Here is a 16752-nt window from a genome sequence, read left to right as displayed (position 1 = left end):
CCGCCGGGGGTCTCCGATCGATTTGCGCGATCGATGATCAGAAGTTGCGCTGAGCGCGCAGCAGCATGCTCACCGAGTCCTGGTCCTTCAGCTCGTACACGGCCGCCGGCTTCGCAGCGCTGGCAATGCCCGGGCTCGCGATGAAGCCGGAGTACTTCTGGTCCAGACGCGACCAGCTCAAGTCGGCAGTGAACGCCAGGCCCTTGACCGGGGTCCACACGGTGTTCACACCGACCACCGCGAAGTTGAAGTCCGGATTACAGGTCGAACCGGCCAACCCGATTGCGGCGAAGTTGGTGCAGATCAGGGCCTTGCCCGTGTTGCCGTACTTCAGCTGGGCGTAGCCACCGTAGATGGCGCTGGCCCAGTTCGGGCTCCAGTTGTGGGTATAACCGCCACGGAAGCCCCAGGTCTTGACGGTATCGATGCCGGTACCGGTTCCGAACACGCCGTCGGCGAGACCGGCGAACCCGGTGCTCTGATACGCGCCGTTGCCGCTGCCGCTGAACATGAAGAAGCTCTGCGGGAACAGGCTCTGGAAGTTGTAGCGGGTCGCACCATCGGTGTAGACGGCCTGCAGGTTGATGACGTCACCCGCGCCGGTCGGGATGTTCTTGATCGACAAGGCGCCCTGCACGGCCCAGCCCCACTTGTCGGAGGGATGACCGGTCACTTCAGTCGCGCCGTAATAGGCTGAATGCAGCTCATGGGCCGCGACCGAGATCTGCGCCAGACCCCAGGCCTGGTCGACACGAACCTGACCGATCACCTCGGGCATGCGCGTGCCGCCCCAGGCGCTGGCGCCATAGACGCCGGTCACGAACTGCGCCGCCGTACCCGACGACACGTTCCAGAGGTTCGATTGACCATTGTTCGCCGAGGTCTCGTCCTGCAGCGCGAACGAAGCAGTGATGCCCTGGCCGAAGTCAGCCGTGTAGGCAACCTGGTTCACGCCGTTGACGTGGTTGGAGCCGCCCGGAAGGGTATCGGGGCCGCCGGCCGGATAGCTCTGCCAGGGAGCGTCGAAGATCGAGACCGTGCGGCCGAAGGTGAAGCCCGCGAACTGGATGAACGCATGGTAGAGACCGAGCGAGGCCGAACTGGTCGAGAACGCCGACGGGTTGCTGCCGGTGACGTTCGTGGAGTCGTAGCTGACGACCAGGTCGGCGTAGGTGCGAACAACGCCGTATTCGGTCGCCGTGCGGGTATCGACGTTGAAGTCCAGACGAGCGCGGCTGTAGTAGTAGTTGGTCAGACGGTTGTTGGACCCGCCGTTCACACTGCTCGAGCTGTTCCTGAAGCCATAGTCGCCGCCGCCGCCGAGAAGCATGTCAGCGCGGATGTAACCACCAAACTTGATGCAGGTATCGGTGCCCGGCATGTAGTAGAAACCCGCGCCGTAGAGCGAGCAGATCTTCACGTATTCGACTGCCTTGGCCTTGACCGGAAGATCAGCCGCCTGAGCTCCACCAACGGCGATCAGTCCCGCCGCAGTGCCGAGCAAAAGGCTCTTCACCACTTTCATTTAAAACCTCCAAGTTGCTCATTTCACGGAGACCGGACCGTGAGGCCCCCCAGATCCCCGTCTCTTCATCAAATCCGCTCGGCCGCTTCGCGTTTTCGGACGTACCTGCATTCGCGAGGGACGTGAGCGAACCACCTGCAACGGGACGATCGAGAACCCCCCACCGTCGGGATCAATATGCCCGCGCCGTTCCGTTAATCAAAATAGTTTATTAGATCAGCTTTGTGGTTTCACTAACCCTGTGGCCGCAACGCAACAGCGGTGTTGAGCCAAAAAGCCTGATCGGGTCATATTTGTAGTTTTCGTGACACCATTACCCTGCTCTGCACTTGCGTCAGAGCAGAGTTGCGTGGACTATGCCCGCCGAAAATGAGCCGGAAAGAGAATCAGCTTGCGGGAGTGACGCTGTGTCCGCGACGAGGAAGGAAGGCGCGCGCCTGCGCACCATCGGCAACCTGGATATCATCAGGCGATTCACCTGGGAGATATCGTCGATCAACATGTATCTCGAGGAGCTGCGTCAGTTCTGGGCGAGGACGCTCGGCATCAGCGGACCGCAATGGCTGATCCTGATGGCCATCTCGGACCTCGACAAGGACGACGGCATTCCGGTCAACGTCGTGTCCAAGCTCCTCCACGTCGATCCGTCCTTCGTCACCACCCAGTCCAAGCTGCTGGAGAAGAAGGGCCTTTTGCGCCGCCGCCCCTCGCCGACCGACGCGCGCGTGGTCCGGCTATCCCTGACCGAGAAAACGCAGAAGCACCTGGCGAGCCTCAACGAGCAGTACAAGACCATCAAGGAATTCGTCTTCCAGGAGTTCGACGAGGCCGAGCTCGCCGAATTCACCACCAAGCTCGCGACGCTGAAGACCCGGCTGGAAAAGGCCTGCGTCCGCCTCAGCCTGGACCTCTGACGGCTCGCCGCTAGATCCGCCCCGCGCCACGGAGCCGCGATTCCAGCCAGTCGAATATATATTCGTTGGCAAGGCTCGGATTGTCGGCATGGGCCTGCGCGGCGCCGGTCTCCGCCGCGGTGAACACTTTCAGCGTGACATCCGAGCTGCCGAGCCGGGAATTCCGGACGAGCTGACGCGCCCGGTCGGCCTTGAGCCAGCCGTCCTCCCCGAGCGTGATCAGCACCGGGCAGTCGGCGCTGGAGGCCATCAGCGGCGCATGCGGCACAGGGACGATGCTGACGTCGCTCATCGCGAATCGGCTGGCGAAAAAGGCCCGCTCGTGCAGATCCCACAGGCCGCCGTCGCAGACGGCGGCGGCAAGCCGCGGCTCCTGCAGCACCGCGCGCGCCACGAAGGACGAGCCCCAGCCATCGGCGATGATCCCGACCCGCGCGAAATCGACGTCCTGCCGCATCTCCAGATAATCCATGACGCCGGGGATCGCGCTCTCGAGATCCTGGCGCCGCAATAGCGCCTCGAGAAAATCGTCGCGCTGGTCGCCGAACAGGTCGAGCGCCAGCATCGAGAAGCCACGCTCGCGCGCGTGCGGCACGAGCTTGAACAGAAATTCTTCCTTGCGGTGGCCGGGCTCGCCGATGCAGATCACGGTCGGCGCCGGCTCCTTCCCCGATGGCGCAGGCAGGAAGTATCCCTGCAGCGAGTGCCCGTCGAGCCAGGGTATCGTCACCACCTCGCCGGCCGGGCTGCGCGCGGCGAGATAGCGGCGCGCGCATTCCTGCATGGCCAGCACGGCGACCCAGCGGCGCTCGTCGGCGGGATCGAGCGGCATCGCTGCGGCACCATAATAGTTCATGGCGCGCAGCCAATTGCGCTGCGCACTGGCGCGGTGGCCCTCCGCGAACGCGGTCTCCGCGCGCTGCCGATTGGTCTGCGCCAGCTTCTTCCACTCGCGGTGCCAGGAGCGGTCGTCGCCGCGCTTCAGCTGCCGCGCGATCATCAGGCATTCCGCGATCGTGGCGCCGCCCTCCTGGGCCGCCGCGAGCAGCCGCGTGAACTCAGCTGAAATGTCCTCTCGCTCCGGGCAAAAGGTCCAGTCGTCGGAGAGGCATGCGGGCATCATTGGGAGCTACGCTCTAATCGTCGCGTTACCCCGATTGACTAAACCATTTCAAGTCGCCGACCAAGCCGGCGCGCGCGTCATTACAGGCATGTGAGATCAACATCGCTTGAACAACGTCATGACGGATGCGTGACATTGCAACAGATCATGGTGCGCGACGAACATTGGCGGGAGCTGGCACTTAGAATTGTCCAAGTATCTCTTGCCATGACGACCATCATAGCCATATCGGCGCGCCTTGCTGGGCGCGCTAAAGAATATGACCCCTAGCCGCGGCGTGCGCGCACGCCTCTCCTTCGAGACGGCGCTGACGTGCCTCCTCGGGTGCGATGGGTGGGCGCCCCGGCAGCGGCCTCAACCAAGCCGCCAGCCGACCTCCTGCGTAAAACTTTCGAAGAAGGCGCGGTCATAGGCCTGCTCCGGCGCGGCGCGCACGCGCTCGTCGAGAAGCTTGGCGTCCTCGCCGACCAGAATGCGCCACCGCTCCGCCTTGACCCCGTCGAGGATGATCTTGGCGGCTTCTGCCGCCGTCGTCGGCGCATCCTCCAGGAAGCTGCGGGCGCGCTCGGCGAACGCCGCCTGGATGTCCTCGTCCGACATCCCGTCGGCATCCGGCACGCCGGCCGCGACCATGCGCTTGCGGGTCAGCGCGACCTCATCGGCATTGAGCCGCTCCGAGCCGTCGGCGCTCTGCACCTTGCGCGAGTTGGAGACGATCGAGGTGCCGATATGGCCGGGCATCACCACCGAGCATTTGACGTGCGGCGCATGCAGGCGCAAATCGTTGATCAGCGCTTCGGTGAATCCCTTCACTGCGAATTTGGCCGCACTGTAGGCGGTGTGCGCCTGGTTCATGCCGATCGAGGCCCAGAAGCCGTTGACGCTGGCGGTGTTGACGATGTGGGCTTCGTCCGCGGCCACCAGCATCGGCAGGAAGGTGCGCACGCCGAGATAGACGCCGCCCCAGCAGATGTTGAAGGTGCGCTCCCATTGCTCGCGGGTGTTGGTGAACAGGCTGCCGCCGCCGCCAATGCCGGCATTGTTGAACAACAGATGGATCCTGTCGGTCTGCTGCTGCTCGGCGAGCTCGTCGCGAAAACGCTTCAGATGGTCCTCGATCGCGACGTCGGCGACGTGCGTCGTGACGCGCAGCCCCTGCGGCAGCTTCTCGGCCTCGCACAGCCGCTTGGTCTCGGCCATCGCGGCATCCGAGATGTCGCACATGGCGACGTTGCAGCCCTCGGCCACGAGCTGCCGCGCGAGCTCGCGCCCCATGCCCGTGCCGCCGCCGGTGATGACTGCGATCTTTCCAGCAAAATCCTTCATGGGACTTCGGTCCCTCCCCTTGTCGGTGTGTTTCTTGGTCACGGCGCCGCTGACCGCGGCGCGCGCAAAACTGTAGCAGCGCGACATCCGCGGGTAAAAGCCGTGCGCTGCCCTCTTCGCCTTCGGTAATTTCGGCGGGCGGACTACGCGCGATGTTGCGCGCGGGCCTTGTGAAGTGGCTCATAGGCGACACGGCCCGGATAATCGATCATTCCTGAGTATTTTCCAGCGGGTTCCCCGTATTTGTCCGGCTTCGGGTTAATGGCAATTTTTCTACAATCCGAATCGCCAAATGGGGGTGGACGCTGGATTGAGTCGGCCAGGCCAGCGTGTTGTTTGCGTGTCACAGGCTCTGGCACTCCGCTTGCATCCTCTTCGTGGTCAGAAACAACCAACGAGGTGATAGGAATGTTCGTGACCGTCGTTGCCGTGCTTTGCCGGCTGGGCGCAGCCAGCTCAGGCAGTTGCGTCGAGGAAATCGTGACCGACAGCAACATGACACCCGAAATTTCGCTGATGCAGTGCGCGATCGGCGCACAAGCGCCTCTCGCGAAGTGGATGGGTGAGCATCCGATCTATCACGCGAACTGGCGCCTCGAGCGCTACAAATGCGTGCCGGGTCACTATGAGATCAAGGGCCACGCCTAAGGCCCCGCAAAACCACTGGTACCGAGACCACGGATACCAGAACGTTCAATCCAAGAGGAAACGCCCGGGGGCCGCTTATTCCCTCCGCGCGGACACAGCGCCAGACCGATCACGGCAGCGCTCTGTGACAATGATCACGCCCTCCCTCTAAGCCACTTCACGCAAGATGATCGCGCGTGCCCGCCGTCCTTCCGGCGTCGGCATCAGCGCGAAGTTGTGCGGCTGCTCGCGCAATAGATGCAGCTCGACCGGCACGCCCACCGCCCTCGCCCTTGCGGCAAGATCGACGCTGTCGGGATAGAGAAGATCGCGGGTGCCCGAAAAGATCGTCATCGGTGCGAGCGCGTGGAAGCCGCCGTTGAGCGGGCTGACGAAGGGATGGCCGACTTCGAGCTCGCCGGCATAGAGCCGCGCCGCCTCGACGATGCCCGGAATATCCTGGATCGGATCGCGCGCCGCGATCGCAACCTGCTCCGGACGGCTGACCGAGGCATCGGCCGCGGGCGAGATCAGCAGCATCCGGCTCGGCTGCCGATGACCGCGATCGCGCAGCCATTGGCAGGCGGCGAGCGCAAGGCCAGCGCCGGCCGAATTGCCGACGACCGTCACCTTTGCATCGCCCGCGTCTTCCAGCAGCATGCGCAGCAGCTCGGCCGTCGCCGGCACGACGTCCTTGGCGGTCGCCCGCGGCGCCAGCGGGTAGATCGGCACGACGCAGCAGATTCGCGCCTTGCGCGTCATCTCACCGATGAAGCGCCAATGCGCCGGCGCGATCTCGTTGATGTAGCCGCCGCCATGCAGGAACATGACGTAGTTGCAGCCCTCGTGGCCTGACGCCGGCTCGGTGTAGTAGACCGGCCAGCCGCCCATCTTGGTCAGCGTCACCTCGACGTTGCCGACCCCGATCGGCTCGTGAGAGGCCGGCGCCAGCGCCAGCTTCTGCACACGCGCCAGCACCGCCTCGGCGGATGCGAGCTGCTGCTTGTAGGGAAGCTGCCGCAGCAGCAGGTTGAGGGCCCGGCTTTGCAGGCTTGGTGCTGGATCGCGCGGCGCCCGCGCGCCGAATACGCAGCCGCCCGGACAGAATTGGAAGGCCGATACAAGTTTCGCAACGCTCATCGCCACATCCCCATCCGGCTGTTTCGACCCGGCGACGAAGAGGGTTGCCGACCCGCCGCCATTGGTCGATATAATGCGAGCATTCACTCGCTTTTCCTACTCGCATTCAGATCACAAGTCCGTGGCCCGCAAACCGTCCACAACACCCCGGAAAAATGCCTCGCAGGAGCGATCCCGCGCCACCGTCGACGCGCTGGTCGAGGCAACTGCTCGCATTCTGGTCAAGGAAGGCTTCGAGAAGGCCAGTACCAACCGCATCGCCGAGATCGCCGGCGTCAGCGTCGGCTCGCTCTACCAATATTTTCCCAGCAAGGAGGCCCTCGTCGCCGCCGTGATCGATCGCCACAATGATGCGATCATGAATGTCGTCCGCGCCGCCTTCGCGGAGGTCGCCGACCTGCCGATCGAGATGGCAGTGCACCGCCTCGTCACCGTCGCGATCGAGGCCCATCACATCGACCCGAACCTGCATCGCGTCCTCGCCGAGCAGATCCCCCGCTCCGGTCACCTCGCGGAAGTCGAAGCCTACAGCCACGAAATCCACGCCCTCGTGCGCACCTATCTCGAACGCCACCGCAAGGAGATGCGCAAGATCGATCCCGCGCTCGCAGCATTCATGTGCGTGAGCGCGATCGAAGCCATCGCGCACAACACCGTGCTGAACGGAGAGATGCTGTCGGAGAAGATGGTGAAGGTGCTGGTGGACGAGACGACGCGGATGGTGGTGGGGTATTTGAGGTAGCGGAGCCTGAGATTACGGAAATCGGCGACAGCGCGCCCATTTGGATGAGGCAGCGTCCTGCGCCCTGAGAGGCGCGCCAGAATGCAGTCCAGCACTGTCACCGTAATGTCCGAACACGACGGATCGAGGAAGCGCCCACTTCGCCAGGCCCGATGACACAAAGCGCACCGCGTTTGTTCGGGACCAAGTTACCATGCATAGTACCGGGGCTCTCGGCGGGCCGCTTGACTCAGGTCAATATCCCGCGGGCCTCAGCGCGCCAACATTGTCATATGGGTGTTGTATTGCCTGCCATCTAGCGTGAGCGATCCCGGCGGAGTGCCGGGGCGCGGACATCGATCGTGAATCGTGACACGACGGAAAGCAGAATGAAGCTCGCGCTTGCGCTGCCACCACCGCAACGTGATTTGCGTCTCGACCTGTTTCGCGGCCTCGCCAACTGGGCGATGTTTCTCGGCCATGTGCCCGGCACAGTGCTGGTGTGGTGTTCGTTCCGAAATTATGGATTCAGCGACGGGGCCGACCTGTTCGTGTTCATCTCCGGCTACACCTCGGCGCTCGTTTATACCCGAAAAATGGAGCGAGGCTTTGTGTTCGGAACGAGCAGGCTCTTCAGGCGCGTATGGCAAATCTACACCGCCCATATCGTGCTATTCATGATCTACCTGGCTTTCATCCATTTCCTGTCGGAGAGGTTCAACGCGCCTGATCTGATCGATCTGTTCAACGCCGGACCGGTCACCAGCGCGCCGATCGAGATGATGACGCAGGGGCTTTTGCTGCGATACAAGCCTCTGAATTTGGACGTGCTGCCGCTGTACGTCGTCTTGATGGGCCTGTTTCCTCCGATCCTCTGGTTGATGTTGAGATTTCCCGACGCCGCCATGATCGGGTCGGTGCTGTTATATCTGGCTGCGCGGCAATTCCATTGGAACCTGCCTTCCTATCCGTCGGGAAGCTGGTACTTCAATCCGCTGGCGTGGCAGCTTCTGTTTGTCACGGGCGCATGGCTCGCGTTGACCGGTGCGGGGCGTCTGCATTTCTTGCTGCGGTCCAGGTTCGTGCTGGTTGTTGCGGTTGCCTATTTGATTTTTGCGGCGATCATGACGTTAGCTGCTCACCAGCCTCAGCTCCGGGCCTTGTTTGCGCCTGCCTTGTTCGAGCTTTTCAATCCCAACGACAAGACCAATCTGGCGCCCTACCGCTATCTTCATTTGATGGTGCTGATTATCCTTGGTGCCCGGTTCATACCGATCGATGCGCGCGGGCTACAAGCCACCATCTTGCGACCCCTGGTAAAGTGCGGCCAGCAGTCCCTCGAAGTGTTCTGTGTCGGCATTCTCCTGGCCTTCATCGGGTACTTCATCCTGCAGTTGGCAGGGAACGGCATCCTCGCTCAACTGCTCGTCGGAGCTGCGGGAATCGCGATCATGACGGCGGTTGCCTACTACAGATCCTGGTCAAAGCGAGTAGAGAAACCTTCACATGAGAGTCCGGTGGATGGAAAGAGGGCGCCGGAAAGCACCGGCCCCCTTGAGCATCTTGTAGTGCGCGCCGCCGGAACGGTGCCGCAGGTCGCTTGCGGGACGGGTACGCAGCAGCAGCCGTTAAGGGAAGTTTGACAACCGCGCCGGCCGTCAAGATCGCGATCGAGGCCCATTCCATCGACCCGAATCTGCACCGCGTCCTCGCCGAGCAGATCCCCCGCTCCGGCCACCTCGCCGAGGTCGAGGCCTACAGCCACGAAATCCACGCCCTCGTGCGCGCCTATCTCGAACGTCACCGGAAGGAGATGCGCAAGCTCGACCCCGCGCTCGCAGCGTTCATGTGCGTGAGCACGATCGAAGCCATCGCGCACAACACGGCGCTGAACGCAGCCGAGATGCTGTCGGAGAAAATTGGTGAAGGTGCTGGTGGACGAGACGACAAGGATGGTGGTGGGGTATTTGAGCTGGGTGGGCGACAAGCCAGGGCACTTGCGATCTAGCTCCGCACGATGCTTCTTGAGCTTCGCATCTGGCCTGATGACGATCGCACTGCTCGCGTCCAAAGCTGATCGTATTTGCGCCACTCATCCTCCGCCGGGACGCGACCGCGTCAGTCGTCGCGCGCTAACTCGCCTCGCTAATTTAAATATTTAAATATATTTAATTTTGACAAATTAAATCATTATTATGCTCCGCGATGTCGGTATGTCATCACGGTTTTGCGCGTCTTGAGGAACGCGACCTCTGAGCTTGCATTGTCGGCTTGATCTTCAATCGTTCACGAGGCCGACAATGCATCTTCTCGTCAGAATGGCGGCGATTGCGACAGTCCCTGCTTGGATCGGATTGAACGCGAACGGCGCTGCAGCACAGGATTTCCATGACCGGTGGTCCATCATTCCGAAGGCTCAGGCAGAGCCGGCGCCTGCTGGACCCGAACAGCCGAAGAAGGATCAGATTGAGGCGCCACCTCCAACCGCACAAGAGCCATCGGCTGATCGCTCGGGCATGCGATCTTTCAATCGAGTCTTTTCGGGAAAGGCCTCCTATTATTCATATTCCAAAGGCAAGACAGCGAGCGGTTCGACATTCAATCGGAATCACCTCACGGCGGCGCATCGCAGCCTGCCGTTCGGCACCAAGGTCCGCGTGACCCATGGAGGAAGCAGCGTCATCGTCACCATCAACGACAGAGGCCCGTTCATTCGTGGCCGCGTCCTCGATCTCTCGCTCGCTGCCGCGCGCAGCTTGGGGATTACGAATCGCGGCGTAGCTCAGGTTCGTGCCGAGGTGTTGTAGCGGATGACCTTTGAAGGGCGGTGATATTGTAAACCCGACGCGCTTGTGGATATGACCCCTCAAGTACTCGCCGCGGCGATGGAGCGGACGCGGGTGGGCGAAACCACGCGGATGGCGGGTAGTTGAGGTAGGTGGCGCAACCTCAGCGAATGTGCCCTTTGGAAAGCCTGCGGAAACCTCGCAGGATAACAAGTAGTCTATCGCCAATGCTGCGCAACGCCGACATGTCGGCGGGCAGACAAGGCCGTCAGGCTTCCTTCTTTTTCACGCTGATATTGCCGTCGCCCTCGATATAGGCCTCTATCACGTCCGCGGGGCTCGCTATGCCCTCCTCGCGAAGTTTGCTCATCAACTCATCCATTGTCACCAGCTCCTGCCGCATGTGGCGGCGGAGGACCTGCCCGTCTTTGATGAGAAGGAGCGGCGCCGGCCGCGCAAGCCGCTCCACGAAAGGCACGTGATACCCGACCCAGTCGATGGCAAGATTCCAGAAAATGATGGTGGCAACGAGCACGATACCTTCCGTGATCGAGCGGTATTCACCCGCCATGCCATTCTGCGCCGCGTCCGCCAGCAGGACGACGAGAAGCACATCGGGGATGCTGAGCCCGCCGGTTTGCCGCTTCAAAATGAACCGCATCAGAGTGAAGATGCCAAGATACATGATGGTGCCCCGCACGATCATTTCCATGACGGAATGCGTCGGGACGAAGATCTCGCTCCACGATACCTGAAACATGTTGCCCTCGCCGAAATGGAAGCGTCCTGATGCCGCGTACCGAAACTCCTATCGACACGAACGGTTTCGGAATTGCGAGGAGGATGGTCAAGATTGGCCTCTAAACGACAGCTCGATCGTCATTATCCTTCCCGGACGATCCGCTCATTGCCCCGTCCGACGCGTGGATTCGGAAAAACCATATGCTCCAATGACATCGCTACTGTGCATGGGGTTGTTTTTCGGCGTTTTGACGTACCGCCCGCCGCAGGCCCGCTTCTGGCCACAGATATCCCGCGCGGCCCGGAGCAGGATCCGCGCCGACAATCATCCACCCGACAGATGCTTTGGAAAAAATGGTCGGAGCGAGAGGATTTGAACCTCCGACCCCTAGTCTCCCAGACTAGTGCGCTAACCGGGCTGCGCCACGCTCCGAATGCCGTTCCATTAGCTAGGATCGCCGCTTTGCGCAAGGCGAGGCGGCGGCATTTTGGTGTATCCGCCCAAGCAGGCCGGAACTGCCCGAAAAGCCCGCAGCCCCGGCCCTAGCCGTCCTTCAGGGCCTGCTCCAGCATCTCCCGGCAGGCGACGAGGTCGCCGAGGACCCGCTCCAGCCGCTCGCGGTCGAGCGCGCTGGGGCCGGCGGGCACGGCGGCGCCGCCTTTGCGGAAGGTGGTGAGGATCTCCTCGTCGTCGACCTCGGTGAAGCGGAAGTCGATGCCTTCCTCTTCATCGCCCTGATAGTCGTCATCGTCGGTGTCGGTGATGCCCTTGATGGGGGCCTCGTCCTCGGGCTCCATCAGGCTCGCGCCGATCGCGTCCTCGATGGCGCCAAAGGAGACCGCGGCCGCGCTGTCGGCGAGGCCCTGCACCGATTTGACGCCGTGCTCTTTCAGGATCCGCTGCACCCCGCGGATGGTATAGCCTTCGCCGTAGAGCAGCCGGCGGATGCCTTTGAGCAGGTCGACGTCGTCGGGGCGATAATAGCGGCGGCCGCCGCTGCGCTTCATCGGCTTGATCTGGGAGAAGCGGGTCTCCCAGAACCGCAGCACGTGCTGCGGAATGTCGAGTTCCTGCGCTACTTCGCTGATGGTTCGGAACGCATCCGGCGCCTTGTCCAAAGGCCAGTCCTTTCCGAAAGGCGGTTACGCCTCTTCTTGAGCCTGGGTGGCGTCACCGTTGGTACGGTGCTGGGCGTTGATCCGCTGCTTCAGGATCGCCGACGGCTTGAACACCATGACGCGGCGCGGCGAGATCGGCACCTCGGTGCCGGTCTTCGGGTTGCGGCCGATGCGCTGGCCCTTCTTGCGCACCATGAAGGAGCCGAACGAGGACAATTTCACCGTCTCGCCCTTCTCCAGGCAGTCGGTGATCTCCTTCAGCACGAGTTCCACGAAGGCAGACGATTCCGTGCGCGACAGGCCCACCTTCTGGTAGACGGCTTCGCACAGATCGACACGCGTTACGGTTTTGCTGGTCTCGCTCATCGCCCTGCCCCACCTCACGGCGAACAATTCTTGTCTGAAATTATGAGCTTACGATACGGCGGTCAACACCGCACATCAATGCACACGTCGCGATAATCGGCGCGGATTCCGGCAAAATTTTATCGGTGTGGCTTACCAGCGCACCAGCGCGGAGCCCCAGGTAAAGCCGCCACCCATGGCCTCCAGCAGGACCATGTCGCCCTTCTTGATGCGGCCGTCCTTGCGCGCCACCGAGAGCGCCAGCGGGATCGAGGCCGCCGAGGTGTTGCCGTGACGGTCCACCGTCAGCACCACCTTTTCCGGCGCGATGTGCAGCTTGTGCGCGGAAGCGTCGATGATTCGCTTGTTGGCCTGGTGCGGCACGAACCAGTCGATGCCGTCGGCATTGAGCCCTGTCGCCGCAAAGGCATCGACGATGACGTCGGTGATCATGCCGACCGCGTGCTTGAAGACCTCGCGGCCCTCCATGCGCAGATGGCCGACGGTCTGGGTCGAGGACGGCCCGCCGTCCACGAACAGCTTTGCCTTGTGGCGGCCGTCGGATCGTAAGTGAGTGGTGACGATGCCGCGATCGGTCGCGGCATTGCCGGGCTGCTCCTGCGCCTCCAGCACCACGGCGCCGGCGCCGTCGCCGAACAGCACACAGGTGCCGCGATCGTTCCAGTCGAGGATGCGCGAGAAGGTCTCCGCGCCGATCACCAGCGCGCGCTTGTAGGCCCCGGTGCGCAGGAAATTGTCGGCGGTGGCGAGCGCGAACACGAAGCCCGAGCACACTGCCTGCAGATCGAAGGCCGCGCCATGATTGATGCCGAGGCCGTGCTGCACGGCGACGGCGGTCGCGGGGAAGGTGTTGTCGGGCGTCGAGGTCGCCAGCACGATCAGCTCGATCGATTGCGCGTCAACGCCGGCATCGCGGAGCGCCGCCTGTGCCGCCTTGATGGCGAGGTGCGAGGTGAACTCGCCCTCGGCCGCGATGTGCCGCTCGCGAATGCCGGTGCGCTGCACGATCCACTCGTCGGAGGTATCGATGCGCGCCGCCAATTGGGCGTTGGTCACCACCTGCTCCGGCAGATAAGAGCCGCAGCCCAGCACGACCGAACGAATCTGAGTCACGAAACATCCTCCGGCGCGGGCTGCACGAATTTGAGTGCACCACCCTCGCGGTTGAGCATCTGATTGATCTTGTTCAGGAGATCGTAGTGAGCCATCTCATAGCCAACATCGATCGCATAGGCAAAGCCTTCGGCGTTGGTTCCGCCGTGGCTCTTGACCACCACCCCGTTCAGTCCCAGCAGCACGCCACCATTGGATTTGTTGGGGTCCATTTTGTCGCGCAGGGCCTGGAAGGCGCTGCGCGCGAAGAGGTAGCCGAGCTTGGACATCCAGCTCCGCTGCATCTCGTGACGAAGCAATTCCGCCATCTGCCGTGCGGTTCCCTCGGCCGCCTTCAGCGCGATGTTGCCGCTGAAGCCTTCGGTGACGATCACGTCGGCGAGCCCCTTGCCAATGCCGTCGCCCTCGACGAAACCGATATAGTCGAGCTCCGGCAGGTTCCGCGCCCGCAGGATCTCGCTGGCCTCGCGGATCTCCTCGTGGCCCTTGATCTCCTCGGCGCCGATGTTGAGCAGCCCGACCGTGGGCCGGGTCTTGTTGAACAGCACGCTCGCCTTGGCCGCGCCCATCACCGCCATCGACACCAGATGGTGGGCATCGCCGCCGAGGGTGGCGCCGAGGTCGAGCACGACGGACTCCCCGCGCAGGGTCGGCCAGATCGCCGAGATCGCCGGCCGGTCGATGCCCGGCAGGGTGCGCAGATGGAAGCGCGCCATCGCCATCAGCGCGCCGGTATTGCCGGCGGAGATCGCGACGTCCGCCTCGCCCTTCTTGACCGCGTCGATCGCGAGCCACATCGAGGAGGTCTTGCGGCCGCGCCGCAGCGCCTGGCTCGGCTTGTCCTTCATGCTGACGGCGACGTCGGTATGGATGATCTTGGAGGCGGCCTTCAGCTTCGGGTGCTGGTCGAGCTCGGGCTCGATCCTGGCGCGGTCGCCGACCAGCAGGAACTCGGTGTCGCGATGCCGGCCAAGCGAGATGGCGGCGCCCGGAATGACCACGGCGGGGCCGACATCGCCCCCCATGGCGTCCAGCGCGATGCGAACCTTGCTTGGCATGTAAGTCCTGGAAACCTGGTCTGGTGCGGTCTTGGGATCAGCGGGGCCGCAAAATGGGTTCGCCACCGGTACGGCGGCCGGCCAAGCGCCACGCCGCACCCGGACCGGGGCGCGACAATAGCGTTTTGTACCCCCGAAACAACCTCTTGCCCCCAGCCTTTTGCATTCGGGGCAATCCGGCCGCCGGGCGCGGATTTCGCGAGAAATCCATTGAAATCAGACAGATAAACAGCTGTCTCAAACCATCGAGGCAAATCGCTCGCGTCCCCTGGCAAGGCAGCCCGCGAGCCAAAATGCCCCTCATTGGCCCTTCTTCTTGTCCTGCAATGCCTTCAGCACGGCGAAGGGATGGTCTTCGGGGTCGGGAGCGGTGACCTCCGCCTCGAACACGGCCCCCTCCTTGCGTGGATAGGGATCGATCGCCAGGAACAGGACGTCGGTGGCGAGCCGGCCGAGGTCGATGATGCCGCCCGTGATCGGCTCGGGCGGGTCGGCAACCTCGGGCGGCGCCTCGTCGTCCTGCCCCTCCTCGATCAGATCGGCCAGGCGGCGCGCCTCGGCCTCGGGGGCGAACATCAGGTCCACCTCCTCCTCGATCTCGCTCTCGATCGGATCCAGCGTGACGACGCAGGTCTGGCCGATCCGGCCACGAACCACGCCCGTGACCTGGACCCGCCCCCCGCTTTTCGGCACGACATCGAAGCTGGCATGGGCGGACAGGATCTCGCGCAAGCCCGCGACCTCCGCCATCGCCTGCCGCTCGGCCACTGAGGCCTCGAGCTCGCGATGCAACCCGCCGTCCGGGATTTGCGCAACGATGACGGGCGCCCGCCAGGGATCGCGCTCGGTATCTGGTCGGCTCATGGCGTGACATCCTGTGACAGCGCCCGGGGAAACTTGAAGGACGCGCGCAGCAGCGCGGCCTCGTCGGTCCGGCCAAGATCGGCCTCGCTGGCCCTCGCATAGGCCGCGAGCCGCTCCGCCTGGTCGAAGCCGGTCCCATTCAAGATATTCTTGCAGATCGCCGCTGCCAGCGCCTCGCCGCCGGCTTCCATCGCCTGGTCGTAGGCCTGGACGCGGCCGTAGAATGCCTCGCCGAAGGCCCGCATCCGCTTCGGCACGGTCTGGTCGCCCACCCCCATCTCGCGCAGATTGTCGTCCATGTCCTCGCAGAAGCGGTCGAACAGCGCCTGCGACAGCTCCGCGGCGCCCTGAACCGCGCGCAGACGGCGCAGCAGCAGCCAGAGATGCAGCAGCAACAGGTCGAAACGCCCGTTAACCGTATCGGGCACACCCAAGACCCGGTAAAACAGGGGTTCTCGCGCCTGCGTCACGATCATGCCATAGATGGCCTCAATGGTGCCGGGCGGGGTTCGCCGGGGTTTCCTGAAGTGATTGAACGGCCAAAGCATTGTGGTTTCCGCAAGCGGGCGCGCGCGAGTTGCATTCAGACGCCCAGCCCGGTACTTCAGCGCCTCGCGCGACGCAAGGGGACGGAATCAGTTCCGCTATGACGACAACGAACCAGATCAGCCTGCGCGCGGATATGCGGCGCGGCCTTCATGCCTGTTGGCGCGGCCTGCGCATGCTCGCGGCCACCGCCGTGATCGGCGTGGCCCTTGCAGCTTGCACCGGCGAGCAGTTCCAGAAAGGCTACATCCTGCCGCCCGGCGCGCTCGAGCAGATTCCGATCGGCGCGAGCCAGGATCAGGTGCTGATCGTGATGGGCACGCCTTCGACGGTCGCGACCCTCGACGGTGAAGTGTTCTACTACATCTCGCAGCGCTCGGAGCGCCCGGTCGCCTTCATGAACCAGAAGGTGGTCGATCAGCGTGTCATCGCAGTCTATTTCGACAAGACCCGGCGCGTGCGCCGGCTTGCGAATTACGGTCTCCAGGACGGCAAGATCTTCGACTTCATCAGCCGCACCACGCCGACGTCGGGTCAGGAGATGAGCTACCTTACCCCGCTGTTCAAGCTGCTCAGCTTCAACTGAGGCCGTCGAAGGATTCGATCGAAGCGGCTTGTCGCTTCGCGTCGAAAATGCGCGTCGAACGAGTCGCCTGAAGCCGCTTAATTCCATCGCAAGGTATATGGGCTTACGCCTGCGTCGTCGTGCCGCTCTCTGCGCGGCACTTGTCGTCGCGCGCGACTTGCGGTCGCACGTGCCGTTCCCTACGGTTCCCGCAAAGC

At 63.2% G+C, this 16752-nt stretch carries 18 protein-coding genes and 1 tRNA gene; 7 read left to right on the top strand and 12 right to left on the bottom strand.

The window, feature by feature from the left end; all coding sequences use genetic code 11:
• Positions 1-37 precede the first annotated feature (37 nt).
• On the bottom strand, positions 38-1525 hold the full coding sequence (locus XF30_RS19085) for a porin (protein WP_109143549.1): 1488 nt from the start codon (positions 1523-1525) through the stop codon (positions 38-40).
• Between the two features lie 407 nt (positions 1526-1932).
• On the opposite strand from XF30_RS19085, the gene XF30_RS19080 reads away from it, so the two are divergent.
• On the top strand, positions 1933-2439 hold the full coding sequence (locus XF30_RS19080) for a MarR family winged helix-turn-helix transcriptional regulator (protein WP_036010395.1): 507 nt from the start codon (positions 1933-1935) through the stop codon (positions 2437-2439).
• A 10-nt stretch (positions 2440-2449) separates the two neighbouring features.
• Here XF30_RS19080 and XF30_RS19075 read toward each other — a convergent pair whose 3' ends face one another.
• Both XF30_RS19075 and XF30_RS19070 read right to left on the bottom strand, forming a co-directional pair.
• A complete protein-coding gene (locus XF30_RS19075; RefSeq protein ID WP_036010398.1) occupies positions 2450-3562 on the bottom strand; it encodes an alpha/beta hydrolase family protein in 1113 nt (370 codons plus the stop codon).
• 354 nt (positions 3563-3916) lie between these two features.
• Positions 3917-4888: an SDR family NAD(P)-dependent oxidoreductase gene (locus XF30_RS19070; RefSeq protein WP_109145775.1), complete on the bottom strand. Its 972-nt coding sequence runs from the start codon at positions 4886-4888 to the stop codon at positions 3917-3919.
• 408 nt (positions 4889-5296) lie between these two features.
• Between XF30_RS19070 and XF30_RS19065 the strand changes: the two genes are divergently transcribed.
• Positions 5297-5536: a hypothetical protein gene (locus XF30_RS19065; protein ID WP_025036674.1), complete on the top strand. Its 240-nt coding sequence runs from the start codon at positions 5297-5299 to the stop codon at positions 5534-5536.
• Positions 5537-5683: 147 nt separating this feature from the next.
• Here XF30_RS19065 and XF30_RS19060 read toward each other — a convergent pair whose 3' ends face one another.
• Entirely contained in the window at positions 5684-6655 is a 972-nt protein-coding gene (locus XF30_RS19060; protein WP_109143548.1) for an alpha/beta fold hydrolase, read from the bottom strand.
• A 121-nt stretch (positions 6656-6776) separates the two neighbouring features.
• Here XF30_RS19060 and XF30_RS19055 point away from each other — a divergent pair, with 121 nt between their 5' ends.
• The 4 genes from XF30_RS19055 to XF30_RS38545 all read left to right on the top strand — a co-directional run bounded on the left by XF30_RS19055 (position 6777) and on the right by XF30_RS38545 (position 10183).
• On the top strand, positions 6777-7397 hold the full coding sequence (locus XF30_RS19055; RefSeq protein ID WP_036010401.1) for a TetR/AcrR family transcriptional regulator: 621 nt from the start codon (positions 6777-6779) through the stop codon (positions 7395-7397).
• Positions 7398-7765: 368 nt separating this feature from the next.
• Positions 7766-9019, top strand: coding sequence for an OpgC domain-containing protein (locus tag XF30_RS19050; RefSeq protein WP_063822468.1), 1254 nt, complete (start codon positions 7766-7768; stop codon positions 9017-9019).
• A complete protein-coding gene (locus tag XF30_RS38170) occupies positions 9016-9384 on the top strand; it encodes a hypothetical protein (protein WP_244608978.1) in 369 nt (122 codons plus the stop codon). The genes XF30_RS19050 and XF30_RS38170 overlap by 4 nt, the downstream gene beginning before the upstream one ends.
• A gap of 292 nt (positions 9385-9676) precedes the next feature.
• A complete protein-coding gene (locus XF30_RS38545; RefSeq protein ID WP_036010404.1) occupies positions 9677-10183 on the top strand; it encodes a septal ring lytic transglycosylase RlpA family protein in 507 nt (168 codons plus the stop codon).
• A gap of 247 nt (positions 10184-10430) precedes the next feature.
• On the opposite strand, the gene XF30_RS19035 is transcribed toward XF30_RS38545, so the two are convergent.
• The 8 genes from XF30_RS19035 to XF30_RS19000 all read right to left on the bottom strand — a co-directional run bounded on the left by XF30_RS19035 (position 10431) and on the right by XF30_RS19000 (position 15971).
• A complete protein-coding gene (locus tag XF30_RS19035; RefSeq protein WP_109143547.1) occupies positions 10431-10922 on the bottom strand; it encodes a DUF421 domain-containing protein in 492 nt (163 codons plus the stop codon).
• A 336-nt stretch (positions 10923-11258) separates the two neighbouring features.
• A tRNA-Pro gene (locus XF30_RS19030) sits at positions 11259-11336 on the bottom strand.
• Between the two features lie 110 nt (positions 11337-11446).
• A complete protein-coding gene (locus XF30_RS19025; protein ID WP_109143546.1) occupies positions 11447-12022 on the bottom strand; it encodes a MerR family transcriptional regulator in 576 nt (191 codons plus the stop codon).
• Positions 12023-12046: 24 nt separating this feature from the next.
• Positions 12047-12388, bottom strand: a complete 342-nt coding sequence (locus tag XF30_RS19020; RefSeq protein ID WP_036010431.1) for an integration host factor subunit alpha — start codon at positions 12386-12388, stop codon at positions 12047-12049.
• Positions 12389-12520: 132 nt separating this feature from the next.
• Entirely contained in the window at positions 12521-13501 is a 981-nt protein-coding gene (locus XF30_RS19015) for a beta-ketoacyl-ACP synthase III (protein WP_036025462.1), read from the bottom strand.
• On the bottom strand, positions 13498-14559 hold the full coding sequence (plsX, locus tag XF30_RS19010; protein ID WP_036010436.1) for a phosphate acyltransferase PlsX: 1062 nt from the start codon (positions 14557-14559) through the stop codon (positions 13498-13500). The genes XF30_RS19015 and plsX overlap by 4 nt, the downstream gene beginning before the upstream one ends.
• Positions 14560-14859: 300 nt before the next feature.
• The gene (locus tag XF30_RS19005) at positions 14860-15423 is read right to left on the bottom strand and encodes a YceD family protein (RefSeq protein WP_109143545.1); all 564 of its coding nucleotides are present in this window, start codon (positions 15421-15423) and stop codon (positions 14860-14862) included.
• Entirely contained in the window at positions 15420-15971 is a 552-nt protein-coding gene (locus tag XF30_RS19000) for a ubiquinol-cytochrome C chaperone family protein (protein ID WP_109143544.1), read from the bottom strand. Before XF30_RS19000 ends, XF30_RS19005 begins: the two co-directional genes overlap by 4 nt.
• 98 nt (positions 15972-16069) lie before the next feature.
• On the opposite strand from XF30_RS19000, the gene XF30_RS18995 reads away from it, so the two are divergent.
• Positions 16070-16555: an outer membrane protein assembly factor BamE gene (locus tag XF30_RS18995; RefSeq protein ID WP_036010444.1), complete on the top strand. Its 486-nt coding sequence runs from the start codon at positions 16070-16072 to the stop codon at positions 16553-16555.
• Positions 16556-16752 lie beyond the last annotated feature (197 nt).

Origin of the sequence: Bradyrhizobium sp. SUTN9-2, assembly GCF_003122645.1 — a bacterium.
Taxonomy (GTDB): Bacteria; Pseudomonadota; Alphaproteobacteria; order Rhizobiales; family Xanthobacteraceae; genus Bradyrhizobium; species Bradyrhizobium yuanmingense.
The sequence above is the reverse complement of the archived record's forward strand: the minus strand, read 5'-3'. Positions and strand labels throughout refer to the sequence as shown.

Coding starts and splice junctions, on each gene's coding strand:
- XF30_RS19085 (WP_109143549.1), bottom strand. CDS start 1,525: ATGAAAGTGGTGAAGAGCCTTTTGCTCGGCACTGCGGCGGGACTGATC.
- XF30_RS19060 (WP_109143548.1), bottom strand. CDS start 6,655: ATGAGCGTTGCGAAACTTGTATCGGCCTTCCAATTCTGTCCGGGCGGC.
- XF30_RS19070 (WP_109145775.1), bottom strand. CDS start 4,888: ATGAAGGATTTTGCTGGAAAGATCGCAGTCATCACCGGCGGCGGCACG.
- plsX (WP_036010436.1), bottom strand. CDS start 14,559: ATGCCAAGCAAGGTTCGCATCGCGCTGGACGCCATGGGGGGCGATGTC.
- XF30_RS19075 (WP_036010398.1), bottom strand. CDS start 3,562: ATGATGCCCGCATGCCTCTCCGACGACTGGACCTTTTGCCCGGAGCGA.
- XF30_RS18995 (WP_036010444.1), top strand. CDS start 16,070: ATGACGACAACGAACCAGATCAGCCTGCGCGCGGATATGCGGCGCGGC.
- XF30_RS19020 (WP_036010431.1), bottom strand. CDS start 12,388: ATGAGCGAGACCAGCAAAACCGTAACGCGTGTCGATCTGTGCGAAGCC.
- XF30_RS19065 (WP_025036674.1), top strand. CDS start 5,297: ATGTTCGTGACCGTCGTTGCCGTGCTTTGCCGGCTGGGCGCAGCCAGC.
- XF30_RS19050 (WP_063822468.1), top strand. CDS start 7,766: ATGAAGCTCGCGCTTGCGCTGCCACCACCGCAACGTGATTTGCGTCTC.
- XF30_RS19005 (WP_109143545.1), bottom strand. CDS start 15,423: ATGAGCCGACCAGATACCGAGCGCGATCCCTGGCGGGCGCCCGTCATC.
- XF30_RS19000 (WP_109143544.1), bottom strand. CDS start 15,971: ATGCTTTGGCCGTTCAATCACTTCAGGAAACCCCGGCGAACCCCGCCC.
- XF30_RS19035 (WP_109143547.1), bottom strand. CDS start 10,922: ATGTTTCAGGTATCGTGGAGCGAGATCTTCGTCCCGACGCATTCCGTC.
- XF30_RS38545 (WP_036010404.1), top strand. CDS start 9,677: ATGCATCTTCTCGTCAGAATGGCGGCGATTGCGACAGTCCCTGCTTGG.